This is a genomic window from Hydrogenophaga sp. UC242_50 (assembly GCF_042697355.1).
In the GTDB taxonomy this organism is placed as follows: Bacteria; Pseudomonadota; Gammaproteobacteria; order Burkholderiales; family Burkholderiaceae_C; genus Hydrogenophaga.
This window is the reverse complement of the sequence record NZ_CP170553.1, coordinates 3397173-3416313: the sequence shown is the minus strand read 5'-3', so window position 1 is coordinate 3416313 and position 19141 is coordinate 3397173. Positions and strand designations below refer to the sequence as shown.

The following is a 19141-nucleotide window of genomic DNA, read 5'->3' as shown; positions in this document are numbered from 1 at the left end:
AAGTCCCTCGCGGCTTGATAAGCGGTATTTATTTGCCTCCCGATTGCAGGAAATTCGCTATCATGACCAAATCAATTAGCTCGCGATATACATCGTGGAAGATCAACCCACCACCTAGGAAACGGCCCTGCAGCCCTGAAGCCCGCATGGAACAAGCCCTCCGCTTCAAGGCCATGTACAGCCAGCTCGGGTTTTCTGTGGCCGACGCTGCGCACTTTCTGCAGGTCAGCACGCGCACGGTTCACCAGTGGATCTCTGGCCGTGTGCGTATCCCGTTCGCGGCCTACAAGCTGCTGCGCGTCCAGCTGCACTACGAGCTGCCCGGCGACGCCTGGAACGGCTGGCACCTGAGCGCTGGCCGGTTGTACACCCCTGAAGGCCATGAATTGCGCCCACAGGACTTCGTTTGGTGGGGTCTGCTGGTGCGGCAAGCCCGGTCGTTCAAAACGCTCTATGAGGCGAATACGGCCCTCCGTGCTGCCGCAGGGCCGGACGGAGACCGGGCAGCGGCTTGCCGCGACCGAGGCTCCGACCGGCCCGGAGGGCGTGACGTGCTAGTAACACGTCACTTTAGTCTCATGGATGACACTGCAAAACAGGCGTGTCGCTGGTGCCGAAGCAAGCAACGGCGCGGGTTCCGGGCCGATCAGGGGGGCAAATGCCAAGCTAATAACTGTTGCAAGAACTGTTGCACCCGAAATCCTGAGTTCCATGGGGTCTCAGGCCCGGCTCTCGGTGACCTCGGTGGGCGCCCTCCTCGGGGTCTCCAGGCAGCGTGCGTCAAAGCTCCTGCGCGATGGCCGTATTGAGGGCGCTCACCCTGCCCAGGACAGCACCTGGTGGATTCCGACGCCTGTGCGGCTCAAGCCCGGCGCGCGCGGGCCGGTCTCTGGCTATGCCAGGGCCGGCTACTCGCCTAGGCGGCCGCGCCGCCTGGGCACTGTCTTGAAAGGTGGTCAGTGATGGCCATTCGTGAGCCCATGACAGAGCAACAGCGCCGAGCTCGAAACCGCGCTTACGTCGCGCGCTCGCGTGCCAATCGCGGCCGTGCTGACCAGGAAGATGCGGGGTTCGTGTACGGCCCAGCATGGCCGGTGCCTGTGCCTGCATTTGCGCCCGGCGCCTATGAGGCGCTGCAGCAGGTCTTCGGCGGGAGGTCTACCAAAGCCCTCTCGTAGGCGTTCACAAGCGAGAACGCCCAGGCAGGCAGGCCCGGGCGTCTCTGACCAAACCGAACTGAAATGGAGTTACGAAATGGCTATGGCCGATGTTATTACCAAAGCGGGTAACCAATTTGAAGAGTCCCTGCGTGAATTGGTGCAGTTGATCAAGTTGTGCCGAACCCTCGATGTTGAGGAAGAGCAGGCATGGCTCCTGACTGTGGGGCGTCTTGTTGACAGGGTTGAGCTTGAGGCTCACGCGTACATGAGCGAGGTCCACGTCACTGCGCTGCCCTATCTGCGCGATCTCGATTCGTTCGCAGCAAAAGGGGGTATGGGGGCCGTGGCCCCCATGGCGACAAGGGTGCTTGATCGCCAATCCGACCAGTCGCGGACGTAACTCAGTTACCGCCAATTAAGTCCCTCGCGGCTTGATAAGCGGTATTTATTTGCCTCCCGATTGCAGGAAATTCGCTATCATGACCAAATCAATTAGCTCGCGATATACATCGTGGAAGATCAACCCACCACCTAGGAAACGGCCCTGCAGCCCTGAAGCCCGCATGGAACAAGCCCTCCGCTTCAAGGCCATGTACAGCCAGCTCGGGTTTTCTGTGGCCGACGCTGCGCACTTTCTGCAGGTCAGCACGCGCACGGTTCACCAGTGGATCTCTGGCCGTGTGCGTATCCCGTTCGCGGCCTACAAGCTGCTGCGCGTCCAGCTGCACTACGAGCTGCCCGGCGACGCCTGGAACGGCTGGCACCTGAGCGCTGGCCGGTTGTACACCCCTGAAGGCCATGAATTGCGCCCACAGGACTTCGTTTGGTGGGGTCTGCTGGTGCGGCAAGCCCGGTCGTTCAAAACGCTCTATGAGGCGAATACGGCCCTCCGTGCTGCCGCAGGGCCGGACGGAGACCGGGCAGCGGCTTGCCGCGACCGAGGCTCCGACCGGCCCGGAGGGCGTGACGTGCTAGTAACACGTCACTTTAGTCTCATGGATGACACTGCAAAACAGGCGTGTCGCTGGTGCCGAAGCAAGCAACGGCGCGGGTTCCGGGCCGATCAGGGGGGCAAATGGCCAAGCTAATAACTGTTGCAAGAACTGTTGCACCCGAAATCCTGAGTTCCATGGGGTCTCAGGCCCGGCTCTCGGTGACCTCGGTGGGCGCCCTCCTCGGGGTCTCCAGGCAGCGTGCGTCAAAGCTCCTGCGCGATGGCCGTATTGAGGGCGCTCACCCTGCCCAGGACAGCACCTGGTGGATTCCGACGCCTGTGCGGCTCAAGCCCGGCGCGCGCGGGCCGGTCTCTGGCTATGCCAGGGCCGGCTACTCGCCTAGGCGGCCGCGCCGCCTGGGCACTGTCTTGAAAGGTGGTCAGTGATGGCCGATTCGTGAGCCCATGACAGAGCAACAGCGCCGAGCTCGAAACCGCGCTTACGTCGCGCGCTCGCGTGCCAATCGCGGCCGTGCTGACCAGGAAGATGCGGGGTTCGTGTACGGCCCAGCATGGCCGGTGCCTGTGCCTGCATTTGCGCCCGGCGCCTATGAGGCGCTGCAGCAGGTCTTCGGCGGGAGGTCTACCAAAGCCCTCTCGTAGGCGTTCACAAGCGAGAACGCCCAGGCAGGCAGGCCCGGGCGTCTCTGACCAAACCGAACTGAAATGGAGTTACGAAATGGCTATGGCCGATGTTATTACCAAAGCGGGTAACCAATTTGAAGAGTCCCTGCGTGAATTGGTGCAGTTGATCAAGTTGTGCCGAACCCTCGATGTTGAGGAAGAGCAGGCATGGCTCCTGACTGTGGGGCGTCTTGTTGACAGGGTTGAGCTTGAGGCTCACGCGTACATGAGCGAGGTCCACGTCACTGCGCTGCCCTATCTGCGCGATCTCGATTCGTTCGCAGCAAAAGGGGGTATGGGGGCCGTGGCCCCCATGGCGACAAGGGTGCTTGATCGCCAATCCGACCAGTCGCGGACGTAACTCAGTTACCGCCAATTAAGTCCCTCGCGGCTTGATAAGCGGTATTTATTTGCCTCCCGATTGCAGGAAATTCGCTATCATGACCAAATCAATTAGCTCGCGATATACATCGTAGAATGTGTAAAGGATATCTGAAACCCAGCGTCTCAGGTCCCCCGAGGACTCTGTCTCGGGCTGAAAACGGTCCCGCCCCGAGCTCAGCTCGCGACAGCCAGAATCACATCCGACGCTTTCACCAGCGCCGTTGCGGAGGCGCCTGGTGTCAGCGCAAGTTCGGCGACAGCGCCTTGCGTGACGATCGCCACGACCTCCAGGCCATCCTCGGTCTTGAGAGTGACTTCCGCGTTCACCGCGCCCGGCGTCAGCGCGTGCAACTTGCCTTCGATGCGGTTGCGCGCCGAAATCTTGGCGCCTTGCAGGTCGGTGGCCAGCAGCACAGACGATGCTTTCACCAGCGCGATCACCGCCTGCTCGGTCTTGAGTCCCAGGGCTTGTGTGCTTTCCCGGGTGATGATGGCCGCGAGCCGCTGTCCACCAGGCAAGGTCACTTCGACCTCATCGTTGACCGCGCCCGAGCGCACGGCCGTGACTTTTCCCATCCATTGGTTGCGCGCGCTGGTCTTCATGTTCAGTACCTTCAAAAGGGAGAATTCCTGATCCAGGTCCATCGAGCCCTGGTCCAGAAGTTCGACAAAACGTTGGTGAATGGCGTCTACCTGTTCATAGCGCTCGATCAACTTCCGGCCATGCTCGGTCAAGTGAGTGGACCCACCTCCTCTGCCCCCGACGGCGCGCTCGATCAGGGGCGTTCGAGACAGCGCGTTCATCTTGTTGATGGCATCCCAGGCGGCCTTGTAGCTCATGCCGAAGGCCTTGGCGGCCTGTGTGATGGAGCCGTGCTGGTCGACGGCGCGCAGCAAGGCCACCCGCCCATGCCCACCCAGGCTGTCTCCACCGACCGAGATCCAGATCGATCCGCGGACATCCAGCCGATCGCCGCCTTTGCGCCTTCTTGTCACCATGCCCGTTCCCGCTTGTTGTCCGCCGTCTTGACCAGATTTTGAGCATAGCAGTCACAGGCGCGGCTACTCGCGCAGTTCCGGTGGCGTTCCGGGGCTCTCGACGACTTTGCCCCCGTCGATGCAGATCACCTGCTCCGCCAGGCAGTTCACGTCGTCGTCGTCGTGGGTGATCAGCAGCATCGGCAGCTGGATCTGCATCTGCAGCGCCTTGAGTTCGTCTCTCAGGCGCCGCCGAAGTCCCTTGTCCAGGGCCGCGAACGGTTCGTCCAGCAGCAAGGCGCGCGGGTTGGTGACCAAGGCCCGGGCCAGCGCGGTGCGCTGTCGCTGCCCGCCGGAAATCTGGTGGGGATAGTGACCCGCCACCGATTCCAGGTGGAACGTCGAAATCCAGCGCTGCACGCTTTCGTCCGCGATGGCCTTGTTCGGGTTCTTCCAACCCCGGCGCAAGGCGAAGGCCACGTTCTGGACGACGGTCAGGTGGGGAAAGAGTGCGTATTCCTGGAACACGTAGGCGAGATGCCGTTCCTGTGGCGTGGCGACCATGCCCCGGGCGGTGTCGCAGAGCACCTGCCCAGCCACCACCACCCTCGCCTCGTCCGGTGTTCCAAGGCCCGCGATCATGCGCAGCGTCTGGGTTTTGCCGGCCCCCGATGGGCCAAAAATCACCACGCGCTGGGCCGAGGTCTGGAAGCTCACATCGAGCTCGAACTGCGAGCCTCCTTGCCGCAGGAGCTTGCGCAGCCTCACATCCCAGACCATGGCCGGAGCCTTTGCATCGGTATCGCCATCCATGCGAGAGGATGCCATGGCCAGAGGAAGCGTGTTGTCCCGGTACATCTCAAGCCCGCGCGGCCACGCGGCCCGGCACCAGGCGGCCCGCGCTCAGCAGCACCACCATGCAGGTGATCGAGGTCACCGCCACGAGGAAGTTCGCGGTGTGATCCTGGCCGGCCTGCACCGCTTCGTAGACGGCGATGGACAGGGTCTGCGTCTTGCCCGCGATGCTGCCGGCCACCATCAGCGTGGCGCCGAACTCACCCAGCGCCCGGGCGAACGACAGCAGCAGGCCCGCGAGAATGCCGCGCCACGCCAGAGGCAACGACACCCGGAAGAACACCGCCCACTCGTTGATGCCGAGGGTGCGGGCCGCATCCTCCAGTTGCGGGTCCACCGTTTCGAAAGCCGCGCGCGCGGCCTTGAACACCAGGGGGAAAGACACGATGGTGGCCGCGATGATGGCGGCCGGCACCGTGAAGATGAGACGCAGGCCGAAGTGTTCGAGCAGCCAGGTACCCAGCACGCCGTGGGTGCCGATGACCACCAGCAGGTAGTAGCCCAGCACCGTCGGTGGCATCACCATGGGCAGCGTCAGCGCGGCGTCCACCACCTCACGGCCGGGGAAGCGCCAGCGCGCCAGCGCGTAGCCGACACCGACACCGAGCAGCAGGTTGATGGCGGTGGCCCAGCCCGCCACCTTGAGGGTGAGTGCGAGGGGTATCCAGGCTTCGGCCACGGGGCGTTCCGGTTCTCGAAATCAGGGCTTGCCGAAGCCGTACTTGCTGAGGATGGCCTGGGCCGGCGGGGTGAACAGGAAGTCGACGAACTTCTCACCCTGCGCGGCATTGGGGCCGGCGGGCAGTGGTGCCACGGGGTACAGGATCGGCTTGGGGGTCGGCACCGTGAGCGCGACCTTCACCTTGTCCAACATGATGGCGGCGTCCGTCGAATAGACGAAGCCGGCATCGACCTCCCCTCGCGCCACGTAGTCCAGGGCCTGGCGCACGTTGGTGGCGCCGATCATCTTGGGCTCGATCGCGCCCCAGAGGTTGGCGCCTTCCAGCACGCTCTTGGTGTAGCGGCCCACCGGCACGCTGGCGGGAAGGCCGATGGCGATGCGGGCATAGGCCGGCTGGGTGAGATCGTTGGTCGATTTCGGCACGTTGGCGCTGGCGCTGGGCACGATGACCACCAGGGCGTTGGACACGAAGTTGCGGCGCTGGGCTTCCTTCACCAGACCCTGGGTTTGGGCCTGGTCCATGGTTTCCTGGTCGGCGCTGGCAAAGACATCGGCCGGCGCGCCCTTGGCGATTTGCTGCAGCAAGGCGCCCGAAGCGGCGAAGTTGAGTTGCACCTTGGTGCCCGGATTCGCCGATTCGAACAGGGGCGCGATTTCGCGGAAGGCGTTAGTCAGGCTGGCCGCGGCCGAGACCGTGACGTCGGCCGCGTGCGAGGCGAAGGCAAAGCCGGCGGCCAGAGCGAAGGCCAGAGAGCGGGTGGCGAAGGTTTTCATGGGCATCTCATGGAAGGTGGTGGATCGCAATATCAAAGTATATACAGCGATGCGCATATTTTTCTGCATGAGTTTGATTTTCAAAGGAAATATGACGAGCCTATCGAAGTATCAACATCTACCTTTCGAACGAAGATCAAGGCGAAAAAAAGCCCGGGCCACTTTGCAGCGGCCCGGGCTTGGTGAAGAGATTGGGCGCGCGATGCGCCCGGCGCTTCAGTCCTCGACGAAGGCTTCTTCGCGTTTTTTCTTGATCGATGGCAGCAGCACGATGAGCAGCAAGGCCACGGCCACGGCCAGCAAGGAGGCGGAGATCGGGCGGGTCACGAAGACCGACCAGTCGCCACGCGAGATCAGCAGGGCGCGGCGCAGGTACTCCTCCATCATCGGGCCCAGGATGAAGCCGAGCAGCAAGGGCGCCGGCTCGCAACCGAGCTTGATGAAGATGTAGCCGATCACGCCGAACAGCGCCACCATCCAGATGTCGAAGCTGTTGTTGTTGGTCGAGTACACACCGATCGCGCAGAACAGCACGATGGCCGGGAACAGCCAGCGGTAAGGCACGGCCAGCAGCTTGATCCACATGCCGATCAGCGGCAGGTTCAAGATGATCAGCATGGCGTTGCCGATCCACATGGAAGCGATCAGACCCCAGAACAGTTCCGGGTTGCTGGTCATGACCTGCGGGCCCGGCTGGATGTTGTGAATGGTCATGGCACCGACCATCAGCGCCATCACGGCGTTGGGCGGAATGCCCAGCGTGAGCAGCGGGATGAACGAGGTCTGCGCGCCGGCGTTGTTGGCGGACTCGGGGCCGGCCACGCCACGGATGTTGCCCTTGCCGAACGGGATCTCACCGGGCTTGAGCTTGACCTTCTTCTCGATCGTGTAGGCGGCGAAAGCCGACAGCAGCGCACCACCGCCAGGCAGGATGCCCAGCGCGGAACCCAGGGCCGTGCCACGCAAAACGGCCGGCAGCATGTGCTTGAAGTCTTCCTTGGTGGGCATCAGGCCGTGCACCTTGTCGGTGAACACCTGGCGCTCGCCTTCGGGGTGGGACAGGTTGTGGATGATTTCGCCGTAGCCGAACACGCCCATGGCGATCACGACGAAGCTGATGCCGTCGGTGAGTTCAGGCACGTCGAAGCTGAAGCGGGCCACGCCCGAGTTCACGTCGGTGCCCACCAAGCCCAGCAGCAGGCCCAGCACGATCATGGCCAGCGCCTTGACGAGCGAACCCGAAGCCAGCACCACGGCGCCGATCAGACCCACGATCATGAGCGAGAAGTACTCGGCGGGGCCGAAGCTCAGGGCCACCTCGGTCAGCGGCGGCGCGAACGCGGCCAGCACCAAGGTGCCGACGCAACCCGCGAAGAACGAACCCAGACCAGCGGCGGCCAGCGCGGGGCCTGCCCGGCCCTTCTTCGCCATCTGGTGGCCGTCGATCACGGTCACCACCGAAGACGACTCGCCCGGCAGGTTGACCAGAATGGCCGTGGTGGAGCCGCCGTACTGCGCGCCGTAGTAGATACCGGCCAGCATGATCAGTGCGGCCACGGGCGGCAGGCCGTAGGTGGCGGGCAGCAGCATGGCGATGGTGGCGACCGGGCCGATGCCGGGCAGCACGCCGATCAGGGTGCCCAGCAGGCAACCCACCAGGGCGTAGAGGATGTTCTGGAAAGTGAAGGCGACGCCGAAGCCCAGCGCCAGATGGTCAAAAAGTTCCATGAAAAGAGTCTCCGGATCAGGCGGTCAGGAACGCAGGCCACACCGGGAACTGCAGATTCAATGCGTAGACAAAGGCGCCGTAGCTGCCAACGGCAAGGATGGTCGCGAGGATCACCGACTCCTTGAGGCTGGAGTTGGGGCGCGCGTAGCCGGCGATGAGGACCAGTGCGTAGATCGCGACGATCAGGCCGAAGGCGGGAAGGCCCACGCTTGGCAGGCCGACGAGCAGGATGCCGAAAGCCAGGTTGGCGCCGATGATGAAGCCCAGGGGGCGCCAGGCAATGCTGCCGATGGGGTCACCATCGATGGCCTTGCTCTTGAATGACTGCAGCGTCACGATCACTCCCAGCCCCGCCAGGACGATGCCTAGCAACAGTGGGAAGTAGCCTGGGCCCATGCGCGCCGCGCTGCCAACCGTGAAGTTGGTCGCTCCGATGGCAAACGTGATGCCAACGATGGTGAACATGAGTCCAGAGAAAAAGTCCTTTTGGCTTGCCAATTTCACGGCGTCTCCTCAATTTGTGGGTGTCGGGGGCGATTTTGATGCGGCCGCGCCATTTGGCGCATGTGGGTTACACCTACTCCAGGCCAGTTCGACCAGAGGCCTGCGGGTCGCAGGCCTGGCTTCACCACTTGCCTTTGGGCTGCTGGGCGCGCACAAAGGCCGCAATGATATCGGCGGAAGCCTGCCGATTCGCCTGCCGCGCGAAATCAATCGCGGTCAGTCCCCGTTCGTTCCTGAGCAGGGGGTCGGCGCCCTCCTCCAGCAACAGCTTGACCACGCCCGCGCTGCCGTATTGGGCGGCCATCATGAGGGGCGTGGTCTTGTTGGGCGACTCGGCGTCGATGTAGGCGTGGTGTTCGAGCAGCAGGCGCACCATGGCCGCGCTGTTGTCGCCGCCGTGGCTGGCGGCGTAGTGCAAGGGCGTCCAGCCCGGCTTGTTGACCTCGGCCTTGCGCGCGATCAGCCGTTTGGCCAGATCCAGCTGGCCCTTGATCGCCGCGATCATCAGGGGGCTCTCGTCCTTGCTGGTGCGAGCTTCCACGTCCACCTTGTTCTGGCTCAGCAGAAAGTCGGTCACCTGCGGCGCGTCGCCGCGAATCGCAAGGTACAAGGCGTGTTCGCCCGCGGCGTTGCGGGTGTTCAGGTCGAAACCCCGCTGCCCGAGCTGCCGCACGGTCGCGACGTCGTCTTTCGCGATGGCGATGAAGAAGTCGTCGAACGAGTTGGCCCAGGCCGAACCCGTGCATGCCAGGATCAAGCCAGCGATCCATTTAAAAACAAGGTGTTTTTTAATATTTCTCATGTATTGGATGAGGATTTTTATGCCAATGGCGTGGCGGTCACCTGGTCAAACAGCTGCTCGAAATTGCGGCTGGTGGCTTCGGCCACGGCCTCCACGCTGAGTCCCTTGAGCTCGGCGACCTGCTTGGCGACCCAGGGCACGTAAGCCGGCGTGTTCGTCTTGCCGCGGTAGGGCACGGGTGCGAGGTAGGGGCTGTCGGTCTCGATGAGGGTGCGGTCCAGCGGCACATAGGCGGCCACCTCGCGCAGATCGGCCGCGGTGCGAAACGTCAGGATGCCGGAGAAAGAAATGAAGAAGCCAAGGTCGAGCGCGGCACGGGCCACCGACATGCTTTCGGTGAAGCAGTGAAAGACCCCCTTTGCCGGCGCCAGCCCGGCGGCGGTGTCGGAGGCGAAACCGCCCTCCTCGCGCAGGATCGCCACTGTGTCGTCGGACGCGCTGCGGGTGTGGATCACCAAGGGCAGCGCGGTCTGGCGGGCGGCGCGGATGTGGACGCGAAACCGCTCGCGCTGCCACTCCATGTCGGCCACCGTGCGGTCGCCCAGGCGGTAGTAGTCCAGCCCGGTTTCACCGATGCCCACCACCCGCGGGCGGGCCGCGCGTTCCAGCAGGTCCTCGAGCGTGGGCTCCTGCACTTCGTCGCTGTCGGGATGCACGCCCACGGTGGACCAGAGGTGGTCGTGGTCGCGGGCGAGGCTGTAGACGTCTTCGAATTCTTCCAGCGTGGTGCAGATGCACAGGGCCCGGTCGACCTGGGCTTGCGACATGGCGTCGAGGATGCCGGGCAGTTGGGCCCGGAGCTCGGGAAAGCTGAGGTGGCAGTGGGAGTCGGTGAACATACGGAAAAGGTGCCGGCACGAAAAAGCCGATGGGCACCGCATTGTGCGCCGCATCGGCTGACCGGGAATCGGGGTGTCAGAGTGTCTGGGTGGCGCGGTCGGAACCGAGGCTGGAGCCCAGGATCTCCTCGATCTTCAATTTGAGCTGGCGCGACTTCTCGTCGGCCGGGAACCGGATGCCCACGCCCTGCGTGCGGGCCCCCTGGGCCTTGGCGGGAGTGACCCAGGCCACCTTGCCCGCGACCGGGTAACGCTGCGGGTCGTCGGGCAGGCTGAGCAGCACGTACACGTCATCGCCCAGCCGGTATTCGCGCGAAGAAGGGATGAAGATGCCGCCATCGGCGAACAAGGGGATGTAAGCGGCGTACAGCGCCGCCTTTTCCTTGATGGAGAGCTGGATCACGCTCGGCCGCGCCGCCGCGGCCGATGGAGGGGGGGAGGTGCTCATGGTTGGCGAGTTTAGCGGCAATACCCTGCCGCGCGGGTGGTTTTAAGGCCGTGTGTCAGCCCTTGCGCCCCGCCCCGCCGGCCAGCACCTGCCGGGTGCGCGCCGCCCAGGCTTCCTGCATCAGGCCGGCGTTGTAGGGGTGCTCGACCGAGCGCGCGGCGCTCATGAGCTCGCGCGACCACTGCGCCAGCGCGCCCCAGCGGGGTGCGGGGGGCAGTTGATCGGTCTGGAAAAAGCGCGCGGGCGCGCCCGCGGCCCGGGCCATGAGGTCGTGGCACAGCTTCTGCAGCACGGCGAGTTGCTGGGCCGGCGGCCAGCCATTGAGGGTGCCCCAATCGCCTCGGGCCAACGCCTGGGGCAGTTGCGCCCAGGTCGCGCCCTGCAAACCGGTGGCCGCCCAGGCCAGGGCATCGTCGGGCCGGCCACCGGCGGCCTGCAGCCACACGGCGGCCTGCGCGCGGTCCACCGCCTTGTTGCCGTCGGTGGCCTGTTGCACCAGCCAGTCCAGCGCCTCGGCCTCCTCGGGCCACACCATGCTGTGGGTCTGGCAGCGGCTGCGGATGGTGGGCAGCAGCTGGTGCGCGGCTTCGGTGGAGAGCACGAAGCGCACTTCCCCCCACCGGTTCTTCCAGCGTCTTGAGCAAGGTGTTGGCCGACTCGATGTTCATGCGCTCGGCCGGGTGCACCAGGATCACCTTGGTGCGGCCGCGCGAGCGCGTGAACTGCGTGAAGCCCACCGCCTCGCGCGCCGCCTCCACGCGGATGAGCTTGCTGGCCTTGCGCTTCTTGTCGTCGATTTCTTTCTGCGCGCCCTCGTCCAGCGGCCAGCCGAGTTCCAGGCTCAGGGTCTCAGGCATAAGCGCGCACAGGTCGGCATGGGTGCGCACGTCGATCGCATGGCAGCTGCCACAGACACCGCAGGCCCCATCGGGGGGTCGGCTGCTCGCACAGCCAGGCGCGGGCCAGTGCCAGCGCGAGGTCGTACTGGCCCAGGCCCGACGGGCCGGACAGCAGCAGGGCGTGGCCGCGCTGGGCCAGCAGGCCGCGCAGCTGTTTCTGCAGCCAGGGTGCGAGCGGGCTCATGCGCGGGCCTCGGTGGGTTGAAGCCAGCCACGCTGTTCGAACGCCTGGCGCACCTGCTGCCAGACCTCGGCCTTGGGCTGGTCGGACGCGATGCGGGCAAAGCGCTCGGGCGCGCCTTCCATGCGCTGGGCGTAGCCCGTCGCCACCCGCTCGAAGAACGCCTGCGGTTGCGACTCGAAACGGTCGGGCACGCGGGCGGAGGCCAGGCGCTGCGCGGCCACGGCGGGCGGCAGGTCGAACCACACCGTGAGGTCGGGGTGGCGCAGCGCGTCCGTGCCAGGCTGCGCCTGAACCCAGCGCTCCAGCTGCCGCAGGACCTCGAGGTCGAACCCACGGCCGCTGCCTTGGTAGGCGAAGGTGGCGTCGGTGAACCGGTCGCACAGCACCACCTCACCCCGCGCCAGGGCGGGTTCGATGACCTGTTGCAGGTGATCGCGGCGCGCCGCGAACATCAACAGGGCCTCGCTCAGCGGGTCCATGGCGTCGTTCAGCACCAGTTCGCGGAGCTTTTCCGCCAGCGGGGTGCCACCGGGCTCGCGGGTGAGCGAGACGCTGCGGCCCGCCGCCCGGAAGGCGTCGGCCAGCGAGGCGATGTGGGTGGACTTGCCCGCGCCGTCGATGCCTTCGAAGGTGATGAAGAGTCCGGCCGGATGCATGTGCGGAAGTGGGGTGGGCGCCTGCACGGGATCAGCGGCGCAGGATGTAGCGCTGGACCGCGGCATTGTGCTCTTCGAGGGTGGCGCTGAACTGGCTGGAGCCGTCGCCGCGCGAGACGAAATAGATGGCGTTGGTGGGCTGGGGACGCACCGCCGCCAGCAGCGAGGCCATGCCCGGAATGGCGATGGGCGTGGGCGGCAGGCCGGCGCGGGTGTAGGTGTTGTAGGCGGTGTCGGTCTGCAGGTCGACCCGGCGCAGGTTGCCGTCAAAACGTTCGCCCAGGCCGTAGATCACCGCCGGATCGGTCTGCAGCCGCATGCCGATGCGCAGGCGGTTGGAGAACACCCCCGCGACGCGCCGGCGGTCGCTCTCGAGGCCGGTTTCCTTTTCGACGATGCTGGCCAGGATGAGCGCTTCATCGGGCGTGCGCAGCGGCGATGCCGGGTCGCGCTGCTCCCACACCTGGGTCAGGCGCTGCTCCATGGCCTGCGCGGCCTGGCGCAGCACGCTGGAGGCCGGCGCGCGCGTGACCACGCGGTAGGTGTCCGGGAAGAAGCGCCCTTCGGGATGCCGGCCCGGGTAACCGATGAGCGCCATGATGTCGTTCTGGCTCATGCCCTCGATGTCCTGCGTGAGGTCGGGCGAGGTGCGCACGGCCTGCAGCACCTGGCGGATGTTCCAGCCTTCCAGCAGGGTGATGCTGCGCAGCGCCTGTTCGCCGCGCACCAGCTTGGACAGCAGCGCCCGAGGCGTGGTGCCGGGTGCGATTTCGTAGGTGCCGGCCTTGATGTCGCGGGCCTGGCCGGAAAAGCGGAACCACGCATACAGCAACTGCGAGGGTGTGTTCACGCCGGAGGCCTGCAGGGTGTCGGCCACCGACTGGGCCGAGGCCCCGGGCTCGATCGTGACGAGCAGCGGGTTCTGTGCCGAGGTGCTTGCCGCCAGGGGCAGCGGTTGCTGCAGCCACCACATGCCGCCCGCGGCCAGCAGCATGCCCAGCAGCAGGGACACAACCAGCAACATTTTCAGGAGACGGATCACAGGCTTGGGCTCGGCAGGGACAAGGCGTGGAGGGGCGGCGGGGAACCGGGCCGGCCATGATAATCGACGCCATGAGCACCTCGACGATCCCCTCCAGCATCCCCGACGGCCTGCGCAGCAAGCGGCGTTGCCCCGCTGCCGCACCTGGGTGTGATCCGGGTGGAAGGCGAAGACGCCGCGAAGTTCCTGCAGGGTCAGCTCACGCAGGATTTCGCCGTGCTCGGCCAGTCCGAGGCCCGCCTGGCCGCGTTCTGCTCGGCCAAGGGCCGCATGCAGGCCAGCTTCGTGGGCTTCAAGCGCGGCCCCGACGAGATCCTGCTGGTCTGCAGCCGCGACCTGCTGGCCACCACGCTCAAGCGCCTGTCCATGTTCGTGCTGCGCGCCAAGGCCAGACTCAGTGACGCCAGCGAGGCCTACGCCCTCTTCGGCCTGGTGGGCAGCGCCGTGCCGCCGGCCCTGCCGCCCACCTTGTGGAGCCAGTGGCGCGATGGTGAGGCCAGCGTGGTGCGCCTGTACCCGGCCGAGGGCCTGGCGAGAGCCCTGTGGGTTGCGCCCGTGCAAACCGAGGCGCCGGCGGGGGGCGCCATGGCCGAGCCGCTGTGGCAATGGCTGGACGTTCGCAGCGGCGCTGCGCACCTTGAGCCAGCCGGTGTTCGAGGCCTTTGTGCCGCAGATGCTGAACTACGAATCGGTCGGCGGCGTGAACTTCAAGAAGGGCTGCTACCCCGGCCAGGAGGTGGTGGCCCGCAGCCAGTTCCGCGGCACGCTCAAGCGCCGCGCCTATCTGGTGCATCGCCAGACACCCATGGCGGCCGGCCAGGATGTGTTCCATGACGGCGACGCCGAACAACCCTGCGGCACCGTGGTGCAGGCGGCGGCCCATCCTTCGGGTGGTTTCGATGCCATCGTCTCGCTGCAGACCAGCGCGGCCGCGCAAGGCAGCCTGCACATCGGCGGCGCGCAGGGCCCGGCGCTGCAACTGCTGCCCCTGCCCTACCCCTTGCTGGACGACATCTGAGCAACGCGGCGGGTGCGACATGTGTCTGATCGCCTTTGCCCTGCACGCCGACCCGGGCTGTCCCCTGCTCATCGCGGCCAACCGCGACGAGTTCCTGGACCGGCCGACCGAAGCCCTGCACCGCTGGACCCTGGCCGACGGCACCGAGATCGTGGCCGGGCGCGACCTGCGCGACGGCGGCACCTGGCTCGGTTTGAGCCCTCGTGGCCGGGTCGCCATGCTCACCAATGTGCGGCAGACGCAGGCCGGCCCGGGCCCGTGCAGCCGGGGTGAGCTGGTCACGCGCTGGCTGCAGGGCCAGGGCGACGACCACGACGTGGACCAACTCGCCACCACGATCGATCCTGGCGCCTACGGCGGCTTCAATCTGGTGGTGGGCGATTTCCACCGCCACCGTTGGACCTGGCTGAGCAACCGCCATCCCGATGCACCGCACGAAGCGCGCTCGCCCGGGCTGTACCGCAAGGCGCTGGAGGCGGGTGTCTATGGCCTCTCCAACGCCAGCCTGGACACGCCCTGGCCCAAGACCCAGCGCCTCAAGCGGGCCGTGGCCGACGCGCTGGTGGGCCTGCACCAGCGCTCCGCCTCGGACGACTGGCTGCAGCCGCTGGCGCGCACGCTCACCGACCGCGCGCAGGCCGAAGTGCGCGAACTGCCGCACACCGGTGTGCCCGACGACATGGAGCGCGCGCTCTCCAGCCCCTTCGTGCACATGCCCGACCGCGCCTACGGCACCCGCAGCAGCCTGGTGGTGAGCGCGCGGCCCGGTGCCGACCAGGGCTGGGAGGTGCGCATGGACGAGTGGACGCACGACCACGCGGCACTGGGCGGCCCGTTCGAGGCCGTGCCCCACCGGCGCGAAACGCTGGTGTGGTGAAGGCCCGCCCGGATCAGAGTTTCGCGACCATTTCCTGGTGCGAGATGCCGGCCTCTTCGAAGGCCTCACCCCGGCGGTAGAAGCCCAGCCGGGTGTAGAAGCCCTCGGCGCTGCGCTGGGCGTGCAGCATCACTTCGGTGTCGCCGCGCTCGCGGGCCGCGCCCATCAATGCGTGCAGCACGTCCCGCCCCAACCGCCCGCCCCGCAACGAACGCTCTACCGCCATGCGGCCGACGCGCGCCACGCCCGGTTCGTGCGGCAGCATGCGCCCCGTGCGCACCGCGCGGCCCAGGCGGTTGTAGGCCACGGCGTGCAATGCAACCGCATCGGCTTCGTCCCATTCGAGTTCCTTGGGGATGCGCTGCTCCTCCACGAACACCGCCGTGCGCAGGCGCTGCGCGTCGGGGCCGAGTTCGCTCCAGGGTCCCACGCGCACCGAGCTGATCGGTTCGCCGGCCTCATAGCCGTTGAGGGCCTCGCGCAGCGCGGGCGGCACCGGGCGGGACTTCTGCGTGGCGGGGTCGGCGAACACGTAGATCAGCTCGCCGCTGATCAGGTGCTCGTCACCGCGAAAGATCGCGCCGGTGAAGCTGAGCGAGGAGGTGCCGATGCGGCTGCACTTCATCGCCACGTCGATCTGGTCGTCCACCCGCGCCGAGGCATGGAACTCCACGGTGGCTTTCACCACGTACAGATCGCCTTCGAGCTGCTCCATCGTCTCGTGGTACGGCAGGGCCAGGGCGCGCCAGTAATCGGTGATGGCGGTGTCGAAGTACATCAGGTAGTGCGCGTTGAACACGATTTTCTGCATGTCCACCTCGGCCCAGCGCACGCGCAGGCGGTGGAAGAAGCGGAAGTCGGATCGGGTCAAGCTCATCTCAAGCGGCTCCAAAAGCGTTGCGCAGCGCCAGGGCCGCGTGTTGGTGGGCGGTCCTGGCCTGGGGAATGGCACGACCGAAGTTGATGAAGCCGTGGACCACGCCGGCGTAGATCTCCAGGTCCACCGCCACGCCGGCATGGCGCAGGCGGTCGGCGTACATCACGCCCTCGTCGGTGAGGGCGTCGCATTCGGCCAGGCCGATCCAGGCCGGCGCCACGTCGTCGAGATCGCGCGGGTGGCCGCTTTCGTCGACCCCGTCCAGCGGGGCAAAGCGCCAGTCGTCCCGGTCGGCCGCGTCGCGCAGGTAGTGACCGAAGAAATAGCGGATGTCCGCTTCCTCGAGCAGGAAGCCTTGGGCGAAGGTCTTGTGGCTGGCCGTGTCCTGGTGGCCCGCACAACCGGGGTAGAACAGGCATTGCAAGGCCAGCGGCCAGCCCGCGTCGCGCGCGGCGATCGCCGTCACCGCCGCCAGCGTGCCGCCCGCGCTGTCGCCGCCCACCGCGATGCGGGTGCCATCCAGCCCGAGTGCGCTGGCGTGTTCACGCAGCCAGGCCAGGCTGTCCCAGGCATCGTGCACCGCGGTCGGAAATTTCGCCTCGGGCGCGAGCCGGTAGTCCACCGAGAGCACGGCACAGCCCGCGAGATGGGCGAGCTGTCGACACAGCGGCCCGTGGGTGGCGACACTGCCCACCGTGAAGCCTCCGCCGTGAAAGTACAGCAGCACCGGCAGCGGGCTCCCTGACTCGGGCGCGAAGAGGCGCGCCGGCAGGTCGGCGCCATCGCGCGCGGGGATGCGCAGGTCTTCCACGCGGGCCATGGGGTGTGAGGGCACCTCCAGCACGCCGGCACCGGCCTCGTAGGCCGCCTTGGCCTGTTCCGGCGGCAGCGCGTGCAACGGCGGGTGCCCGGCGCGGGCGATGCGGTCGAGCACACCACGCATCATGGGCGTCAGCAGGTCGCGGGGATCGGGTGCGTTCGACATGGCATGCGATTGTGGCTGTCTTTTGCGCGACCCGTGCAGGCCCAGCGCCATAGGCAAGGCCCCGGGTCAACCGTATAGTTTTCCTCGCACCACGGAGACCCACATGGCCCAGATTCTTTACGTCACCAACATCCTGATCGATTTCGGCGCCCTCGCGCAATTGAAAGCGGAGTGCGAGCGCGTCGGCATCACCCGCCCGCTCATCGTCACCGACGCGGGCGTGAAGGCCGCGGGCCTGCTCGACAAGGCCCTGGCCGCCCTGCCCGGCCTGCAGCCGGCGGTGTTCGATCAGACGCCATCCAACCCGACCGAAGCGGCCGTGCGCGCCGCCGTCGAGGTGTACCGCCAGGTGGGCTGCGACGGCCTGATCGCGCTCGGCGGCGGCAGCGCCATCGACTGCGCCAAGGGCGTGGCCATCGCCTCCACGCACGAAGGCCCGCTCAAGACCTACGCCACCATCGAAGGCGGCTCACCGAAGATCACCGACCGCGTGCCGCCGCTGATCGCCGTGCCCACCACCGCCGGCACCGGCAGCGAAGTGGCGCGCGGCGCCATCGTGATCGTGGACGACGGCCGCAAGCTCGGTTTCCACAGCTGGCACCTGGTGCCCAGGACCGCCCTGCTCGACCCCGAACTCACGCTGGGCCTGCCGCCCATGCTCACCGCCGCCACCGGCATGGACGCCATCGCCCACTGCATGGAAACCTTCATGGCACCCGCCTTCAACCCGCCGGCCGATGGCATCGGCCTCGACGGCCTGCAGCGCGGCTGGGCGCACATCGAGCGCGCCACCAAGGAGGGCCAGGACCGCGAGGCCCGCCTGAACATGATGAGCGCGTCCATGCAGGGCGCGATGGCGTTCCAGAAGGGGCTGGGCTGTGTGCATTCGCTCAGCCACAGCCTGGGCGGCGTGAACCCGCGCCTGCACCACGGCACGCTCAATGCGGTGTTCCTGCCCGCCGTCATCCGTTTCAACGCCGAAGCCGAGTCGATGAAGAAGGACCACCGCCTGCAACGCATGGCCCACGCCATGGGCCTCGCCAGCGGCAGCGACGTGCCCGAGGCCGTCAAGGACATGAGCGCTCGCCTGGGCCTGCCCAGTGGCCTGGCGGCCATGGGCGTCACGCCCGACCTGTTCGACCGCGTGATCGAAGGCGCGCTGGCCGACCACTGCCACAAGACCAACCCGCGCCTGGCCAGCGCGAACGACTACCGCGCCATGCTCGCCGATTCGCTCTGAGGCCCGCGCGGCACCGAGTCCCGCTGCGCGGCGATCTCGCCCAGGCGCTGTGCATCGATCACCCGCACCCCGCCATAGTCCAGCTCGACCGCGCCTTTCGCCACCAGTTGCTGCAGGGCCGCGTTGATGCGCTGGCGCGGGATGCCGATCAGGTACGACAGCTCCTGCTGCGTGATCTGGAAGAACGGATCGACCGCCGGATACAGCACCGGGTTGAACAGCGCGAGCAGGCTGCGCGCCACCCGGATTTCGGGATTGCGCAGGCGGTCGGTCACGCGCGCCGCCATGAACTGGCCCAGGCGCTCGTTGATCTGCGCCATGAGGTACTGGTTGAACTCCAGCGACCCTTCCAGCAAGCGATGAAACGCCGCCACCGGCAGGCAGCCCACCGTGCTGGCGCGAATGGCCGATACCGTGTACCGGTAAGGCTCCAGCTTGATCACCGTACCCTCGCCAAACCACCCGCTGGTGGGCAGGCCGGCGTAGGTGATCGGCCAGGCCGTCGCGCCGGTCGTTGCCCAGCTTGAGCAGGCCCTTCATCGTGCCGTACCAGTGCGTGGGCAGGCTGCCGAACTGGCACAGATGCTCCT

Annotated in this window: 20 protein-coding genes and 2 pseudogenes; 7 read left to right on the top strand and 15 right to left on the bottom strand. The window is 66.6% G+C overall.

All coding sequences use genetic code 11. From position 1 onward, the window contains the following. Nucleotides 1-62: 62 nt before the first annotated feature. The 4 genes from ACFJGX_RS17510 to ACFJGX_RS17495 all read left to right on the top strand — a co-directional run bounded on the left by ACFJGX_RS17510 (nt 63) and on the right by ACFJGX_RS17495 (nt 3139). Nucleotides 63-809 (top strand): VC1465 family Xer recombination activation factor, encoded by a 747-nt coding sequence (locus ACFJGX_RS17510; RefSeq protein WP_382326666.1) that lies wholly within the window; start codon nt 63-65, stop codon nt 807-809. Between the two features lie 445 nt (nt 810-1254). Beyond that, nucleotides 1255-1560 (top strand): hypothetical protein, encoded by a 306-nt coding sequence (locus tag ACFJGX_RS17505; protein ID WP_382324856.1) that lies wholly within the window; start codon nt 1255-1257, stop codon nt 1558-1560. A gap of 163 nt (nt 1561-1723) precedes the next feature. Then, nucleotides 1724-2248 (top strand): VC1465 family Xer recombination activation factor, encoded by a 525-nt coding sequence (locus tag ACFJGX_RS17500; protein ID WP_382324858.1) that lies wholly within the window; start codon nt 1724-1726, stop codon nt 2246-2248. Between the two features lie 585 nt (nt 2249-2833). Then, complete coding sequence (locus ACFJGX_RS17495) at nt 2834-3139, top strand: hypothetical protein (RefSeq protein WP_382324856.1); 306 nt, start codon at nt 2834-2836, stop codon at nt 3137-3139. A gap of 197 nt (nt 3140-3336) precedes the next feature. On the opposite strand, the gene ACFJGX_RS17490 is transcribed toward ACFJGX_RS17495, so the two are convergent. The 12 genes and pseudogenes from ACFJGX_RS17490 to mltG form a co-directional block, all read right to left on the bottom strand. Beyond that, complete coding sequence (locus ACFJGX_RS17490; RefSeq protein WP_382324859.1) at nt 3337-4161, bottom strand: TOBE domain-containing protein; 825 nt, start codon at nt 4159-4161, stop codon at nt 3337-3339. 63 nt (nt 4162-4224) lie between these two features. Beyond that, nucleotides 4225-4920, bottom strand: a complete 696-nt coding sequence (locus ACFJGX_RS17485) for an ABC transporter ATP-binding protein (RefSeq protein WP_382325608.1) — start codon at nt 4918-4920, stop codon at nt 4225-4227. A gap of 79 nt (nt 4921-4999) precedes the next feature. Next, nucleotides 5000-5674: a molybdate ABC transporter permease subunit gene (modB, locus tag ACFJGX_RS17480; protein WP_382324861.1), complete on the bottom strand. Its 675-nt coding sequence runs from the start codon at nt 5672-5674 to the stop codon at nt 5000-5002. Nucleotides 5675-5695: 21 nt separating this feature from the next. Then, entirely contained in the window at nt 5696-6451 is a 756-nt protein-coding gene (gene modA / locus ACFJGX_RS17475; RefSeq protein WP_382324863.1) for a molybdate ABC transporter substrate-binding protein, read from the bottom strand. 216 nt (nt 6452-6667) lie between these two features. Further along, the gene (locus ACFJGX_RS17470; protein WP_297394260.1) at nt 6668-8179 is read right to left on the bottom strand and encodes a tripartite tricarboxylate transporter permease; all 1512 of its coding nucleotides are present in this window, start codon (nt 8177-8179) and stop codon (nt 6668-6670) included. Nucleotides 8180-8195: 16 nt separating this feature from the next. Further along, entirely contained in the window at nt 8196-8684 is a 489-nt protein-coding gene (locus tag ACFJGX_RS17465) for a tripartite tricarboxylate transporter TctB family protein (protein ID WP_382157876.1), read from the bottom strand. A 121-nt stretch (nt 8685-8805) separates the two neighbouring features. Further along, nucleotides 8806-9441: an ankyrin repeat domain-containing protein gene (locus tag ACFJGX_RS17460; RefSeq protein WP_382324866.1), complete on the bottom strand. Its 636-nt coding sequence runs from the start codon at nt 9439-9441 to the stop codon at nt 8806-8808. A gap of 62 nt (nt 9442-9503) precedes the next feature. Continuing rightward, nucleotides 9504-10325 carry a TatD family hydrolase gene (locus ACFJGX_RS17455; protein WP_382324868.1) on the bottom strand — a complete coding sequence of 274 codons (822 nt, stop codon included), beginning with the start codon at nt 10323-10325 and terminating at the stop codon, nt 9504-9506. A 76-nt stretch (nt 10326-10401) separates the two neighbouring features. Beyond that, entirely contained in the window at nt 10402-10773 is a 372-nt protein-coding gene (locus tag ACFJGX_RS17450; RefSeq protein ID WP_291119507.1) for a PilZ domain-containing protein, read from the bottom strand. 55 nt (nt 10774-10828) lie between these two features. Beyond that, nucleotides 10829-11856: pseudogene (locus ACFJGX_RS17445) on the bottom strand (DNA polymerase III subunit delta'). Further along, nucleotides 11853-12512 (bottom strand): dTMP kinase, encoded by a 660-nt coding sequence (gene tmk, locus ACFJGX_RS17440; protein ID WP_382324872.1) that lies wholly within the window; start codon nt 12510-12512, stop codon nt 11853-11855. Before tmk ends, ACFJGX_RS17445 begins: the two are co-directional and overlap by 4 nt. Before the next feature lie 31 nt (nt 12513-12543). Further along, nucleotides 12544-13536, bottom strand: a complete 993-nt coding sequence (mltG, locus tag ACFJGX_RS17435; protein WP_291119500.1) for an endolytic transglycosylase MltG — start codon at nt 13534-13536, stop codon at nt 12544-12546. Nucleotides 13537-13689: 153 nt separating this feature from the next. On the opposite strand from mltG, the pseudogene ACFJGX_RS17430 reads away from it, so the two are divergent. Together ACFJGX_RS17430 and ACFJGX_RS17425 are read left to right on the top strand one after the other, a co-directional pair. Further along, nucleotides 13690-14572 (top strand): annotated as a pseudogene (locus ACFJGX_RS17430) (YgfZ/GcvT domain-containing protein). A 19-nt stretch (nt 14573-14591) separates the two neighbouring features. Next, nucleotides 14592-15449, top strand: coding sequence for an NRDE family protein (locus tag ACFJGX_RS17425; RefSeq protein WP_382324874.1), 858 nt, complete (start codon nt 14592-14594; stop codon nt 15447-15449). A gap of 13 nt (nt 15450-15462) precedes the next feature. Here ACFJGX_RS17425 and ACFJGX_RS17420 read toward each other — a convergent pair whose 3' ends face one another. Then, on the bottom strand, nt 15463-16326 hold the full coding sequence (locus tag ACFJGX_RS17420) for a YbgC/FadM family acyl-CoA thioesterase (protein WP_382326664.1): 864 nt from the start codon (nt 16324-16326) through the stop codon (nt 15463-15465). A 1-nt stretch (nt 16327) separates the two neighbouring features. Next, on the bottom strand, nt 16328-17311 hold the full coding sequence (locus tag ACFJGX_RS17415) for an alpha/beta hydrolase (protein ID WP_382324876.1): 984 nt from the start codon (nt 17309-17311) through the stop codon (nt 16328-16330). A 103-nt stretch (nt 17312-17414) separates the two neighbouring features. Between ACFJGX_RS17415 and ACFJGX_RS17410 the strand changes: the two genes are divergently transcribed. Beyond that, nucleotides 17415-18551 (top strand): iron-containing alcohol dehydrogenase, encoded by a 1137-nt coding sequence (locus tag ACFJGX_RS17410; protein WP_382324878.1) that lies wholly within the window; start codon nt 17415-17417, stop codon nt 18549-18551. Here the strand turns inward: ACFJGX_RS17410 and ACFJGX_RS17405 are convergent. Next, a complete protein-coding gene (locus ACFJGX_RS17405) occupies nt 18521-18994 on the bottom strand; it encodes a Crp/Fnr family transcriptional regulator (protein ID WP_382326662.1) in 474 nt (157 codons plus the stop codon). The genes ACFJGX_RS17410 and ACFJGX_RS17405 overlap by 31 nt on opposite strands. Between the last annotated feature and the right edge of the window lie 147 nt (nt 18995-19141).

Excerpts from the sequence above, each read along its gene's own strand:
- ACFJGX_RS17510 (WP_382326666.1), top strand. The coding sequence starts at position 63 with ATGACCAAATCAATTAGCTCGCGATATACATCGTGGAAGATCAACCCA.
- ACFJGX_RS17505 (WP_382324856.1), top strand. The coding sequence starts at position 1,255 with ATGGCTATGGCCGATGTTATTACCAAAGCGGGTAACCAATTTGAAGAG.
- ACFJGX_RS17500 (WP_382324858.1), top strand. The coding sequence starts at position 1,724 with ATGGAACAAGCCCTCCGCTTCAAGGCCATGTACAGCCAGCTCGGGTTT.
- ACFJGX_RS17495 (WP_382324856.1), top strand. The coding sequence starts at position 2,834 with ATGGCTATGGCCGATGTTATTACCAAAGCGGGTAACCAATTTGAAGAG.
- ACFJGX_RS17490 (WP_382324859.1), bottom strand. The coding sequence starts at position 4,161 with ATGGTGACAAGAAGGCGCAAAGGCGGCGATCGGCTGGATGTCCGCGGA.
- ACFJGX_RS17485 (WP_382325608.1), bottom strand. The coding sequence starts at position 4,920 with ATGGTCTGGGATGTGAGGCTGCGCAAGCTCCTGCGGCAAGGAGGCTCG.
- modA (WP_382324863.1), bottom strand. The coding sequence starts at position 6,451 with ATGAAAACCTTCGCCACCCGCTCTCTGGCCTTCGCTCTGGCCGCCGGC.
- ACFJGX_RS17470 (WP_297394260.1), bottom strand. The coding sequence starts at position 8,179 with ATGGAACTTTTTGACCATCTGGCGCTGGGCTTCGGCGTCGCCTTCACT.
- ACFJGX_RS17455 (WP_382324868.1), bottom strand. The coding sequence starts at position 10,325 with ATGTTCACCGACTCCCACTGCCACCTCAGCTTTCCCGAGCTCCGGGCC.
- ACFJGX_RS17450 (WP_291119507.1), bottom strand. The coding sequence starts at position 10,773 with ATGAGCACCTCCCCCCCTCCATCGGCCGCGGCGGCGCGGCCGAGCGTG.
- tmk (WP_382324872.1), bottom strand. The coding sequence starts at position 12,512 with ATGCATCCGGCCGGACTCTTCATCACCTTCGAAGGCATCGACGGCGCG.
- mltG (WP_291119500.1), bottom strand. The coding sequence starts at position 13,536 with ATGTTGCTGGTTGTGTCCCTGCTGCTGGGCATGCTGCTGGCCGCGGGC.
- ACFJGX_RS17425 (WP_382324874.1), top strand. The coding sequence starts at position 14,592 with ATGTGTCTGATCGCCTTTGCCCTGCACGCCGACCCGGGCTGTCCCCTG.
- ACFJGX_RS17420 (WP_382326664.1), bottom strand. The coding sequence starts at position 16,326 with ATGAGCTTGACCCGATCCGACTTCCGCTTCTTCCACCGCCTGCGCGTG.
- ACFJGX_RS17415 (WP_382324876.1), bottom strand. The coding sequence starts at position 17,311 with ATGTCGAACGCACCCGATCCCCGCGACCTGCTGACGCCCATGATGCGT.
- ACFJGX_RS17410 (WP_382324878.1), top strand. The coding sequence starts at position 17,415 with ATGGCCCAGATTCTTTACGTCACCAACATCCTGATCGATTTCGGCGCC.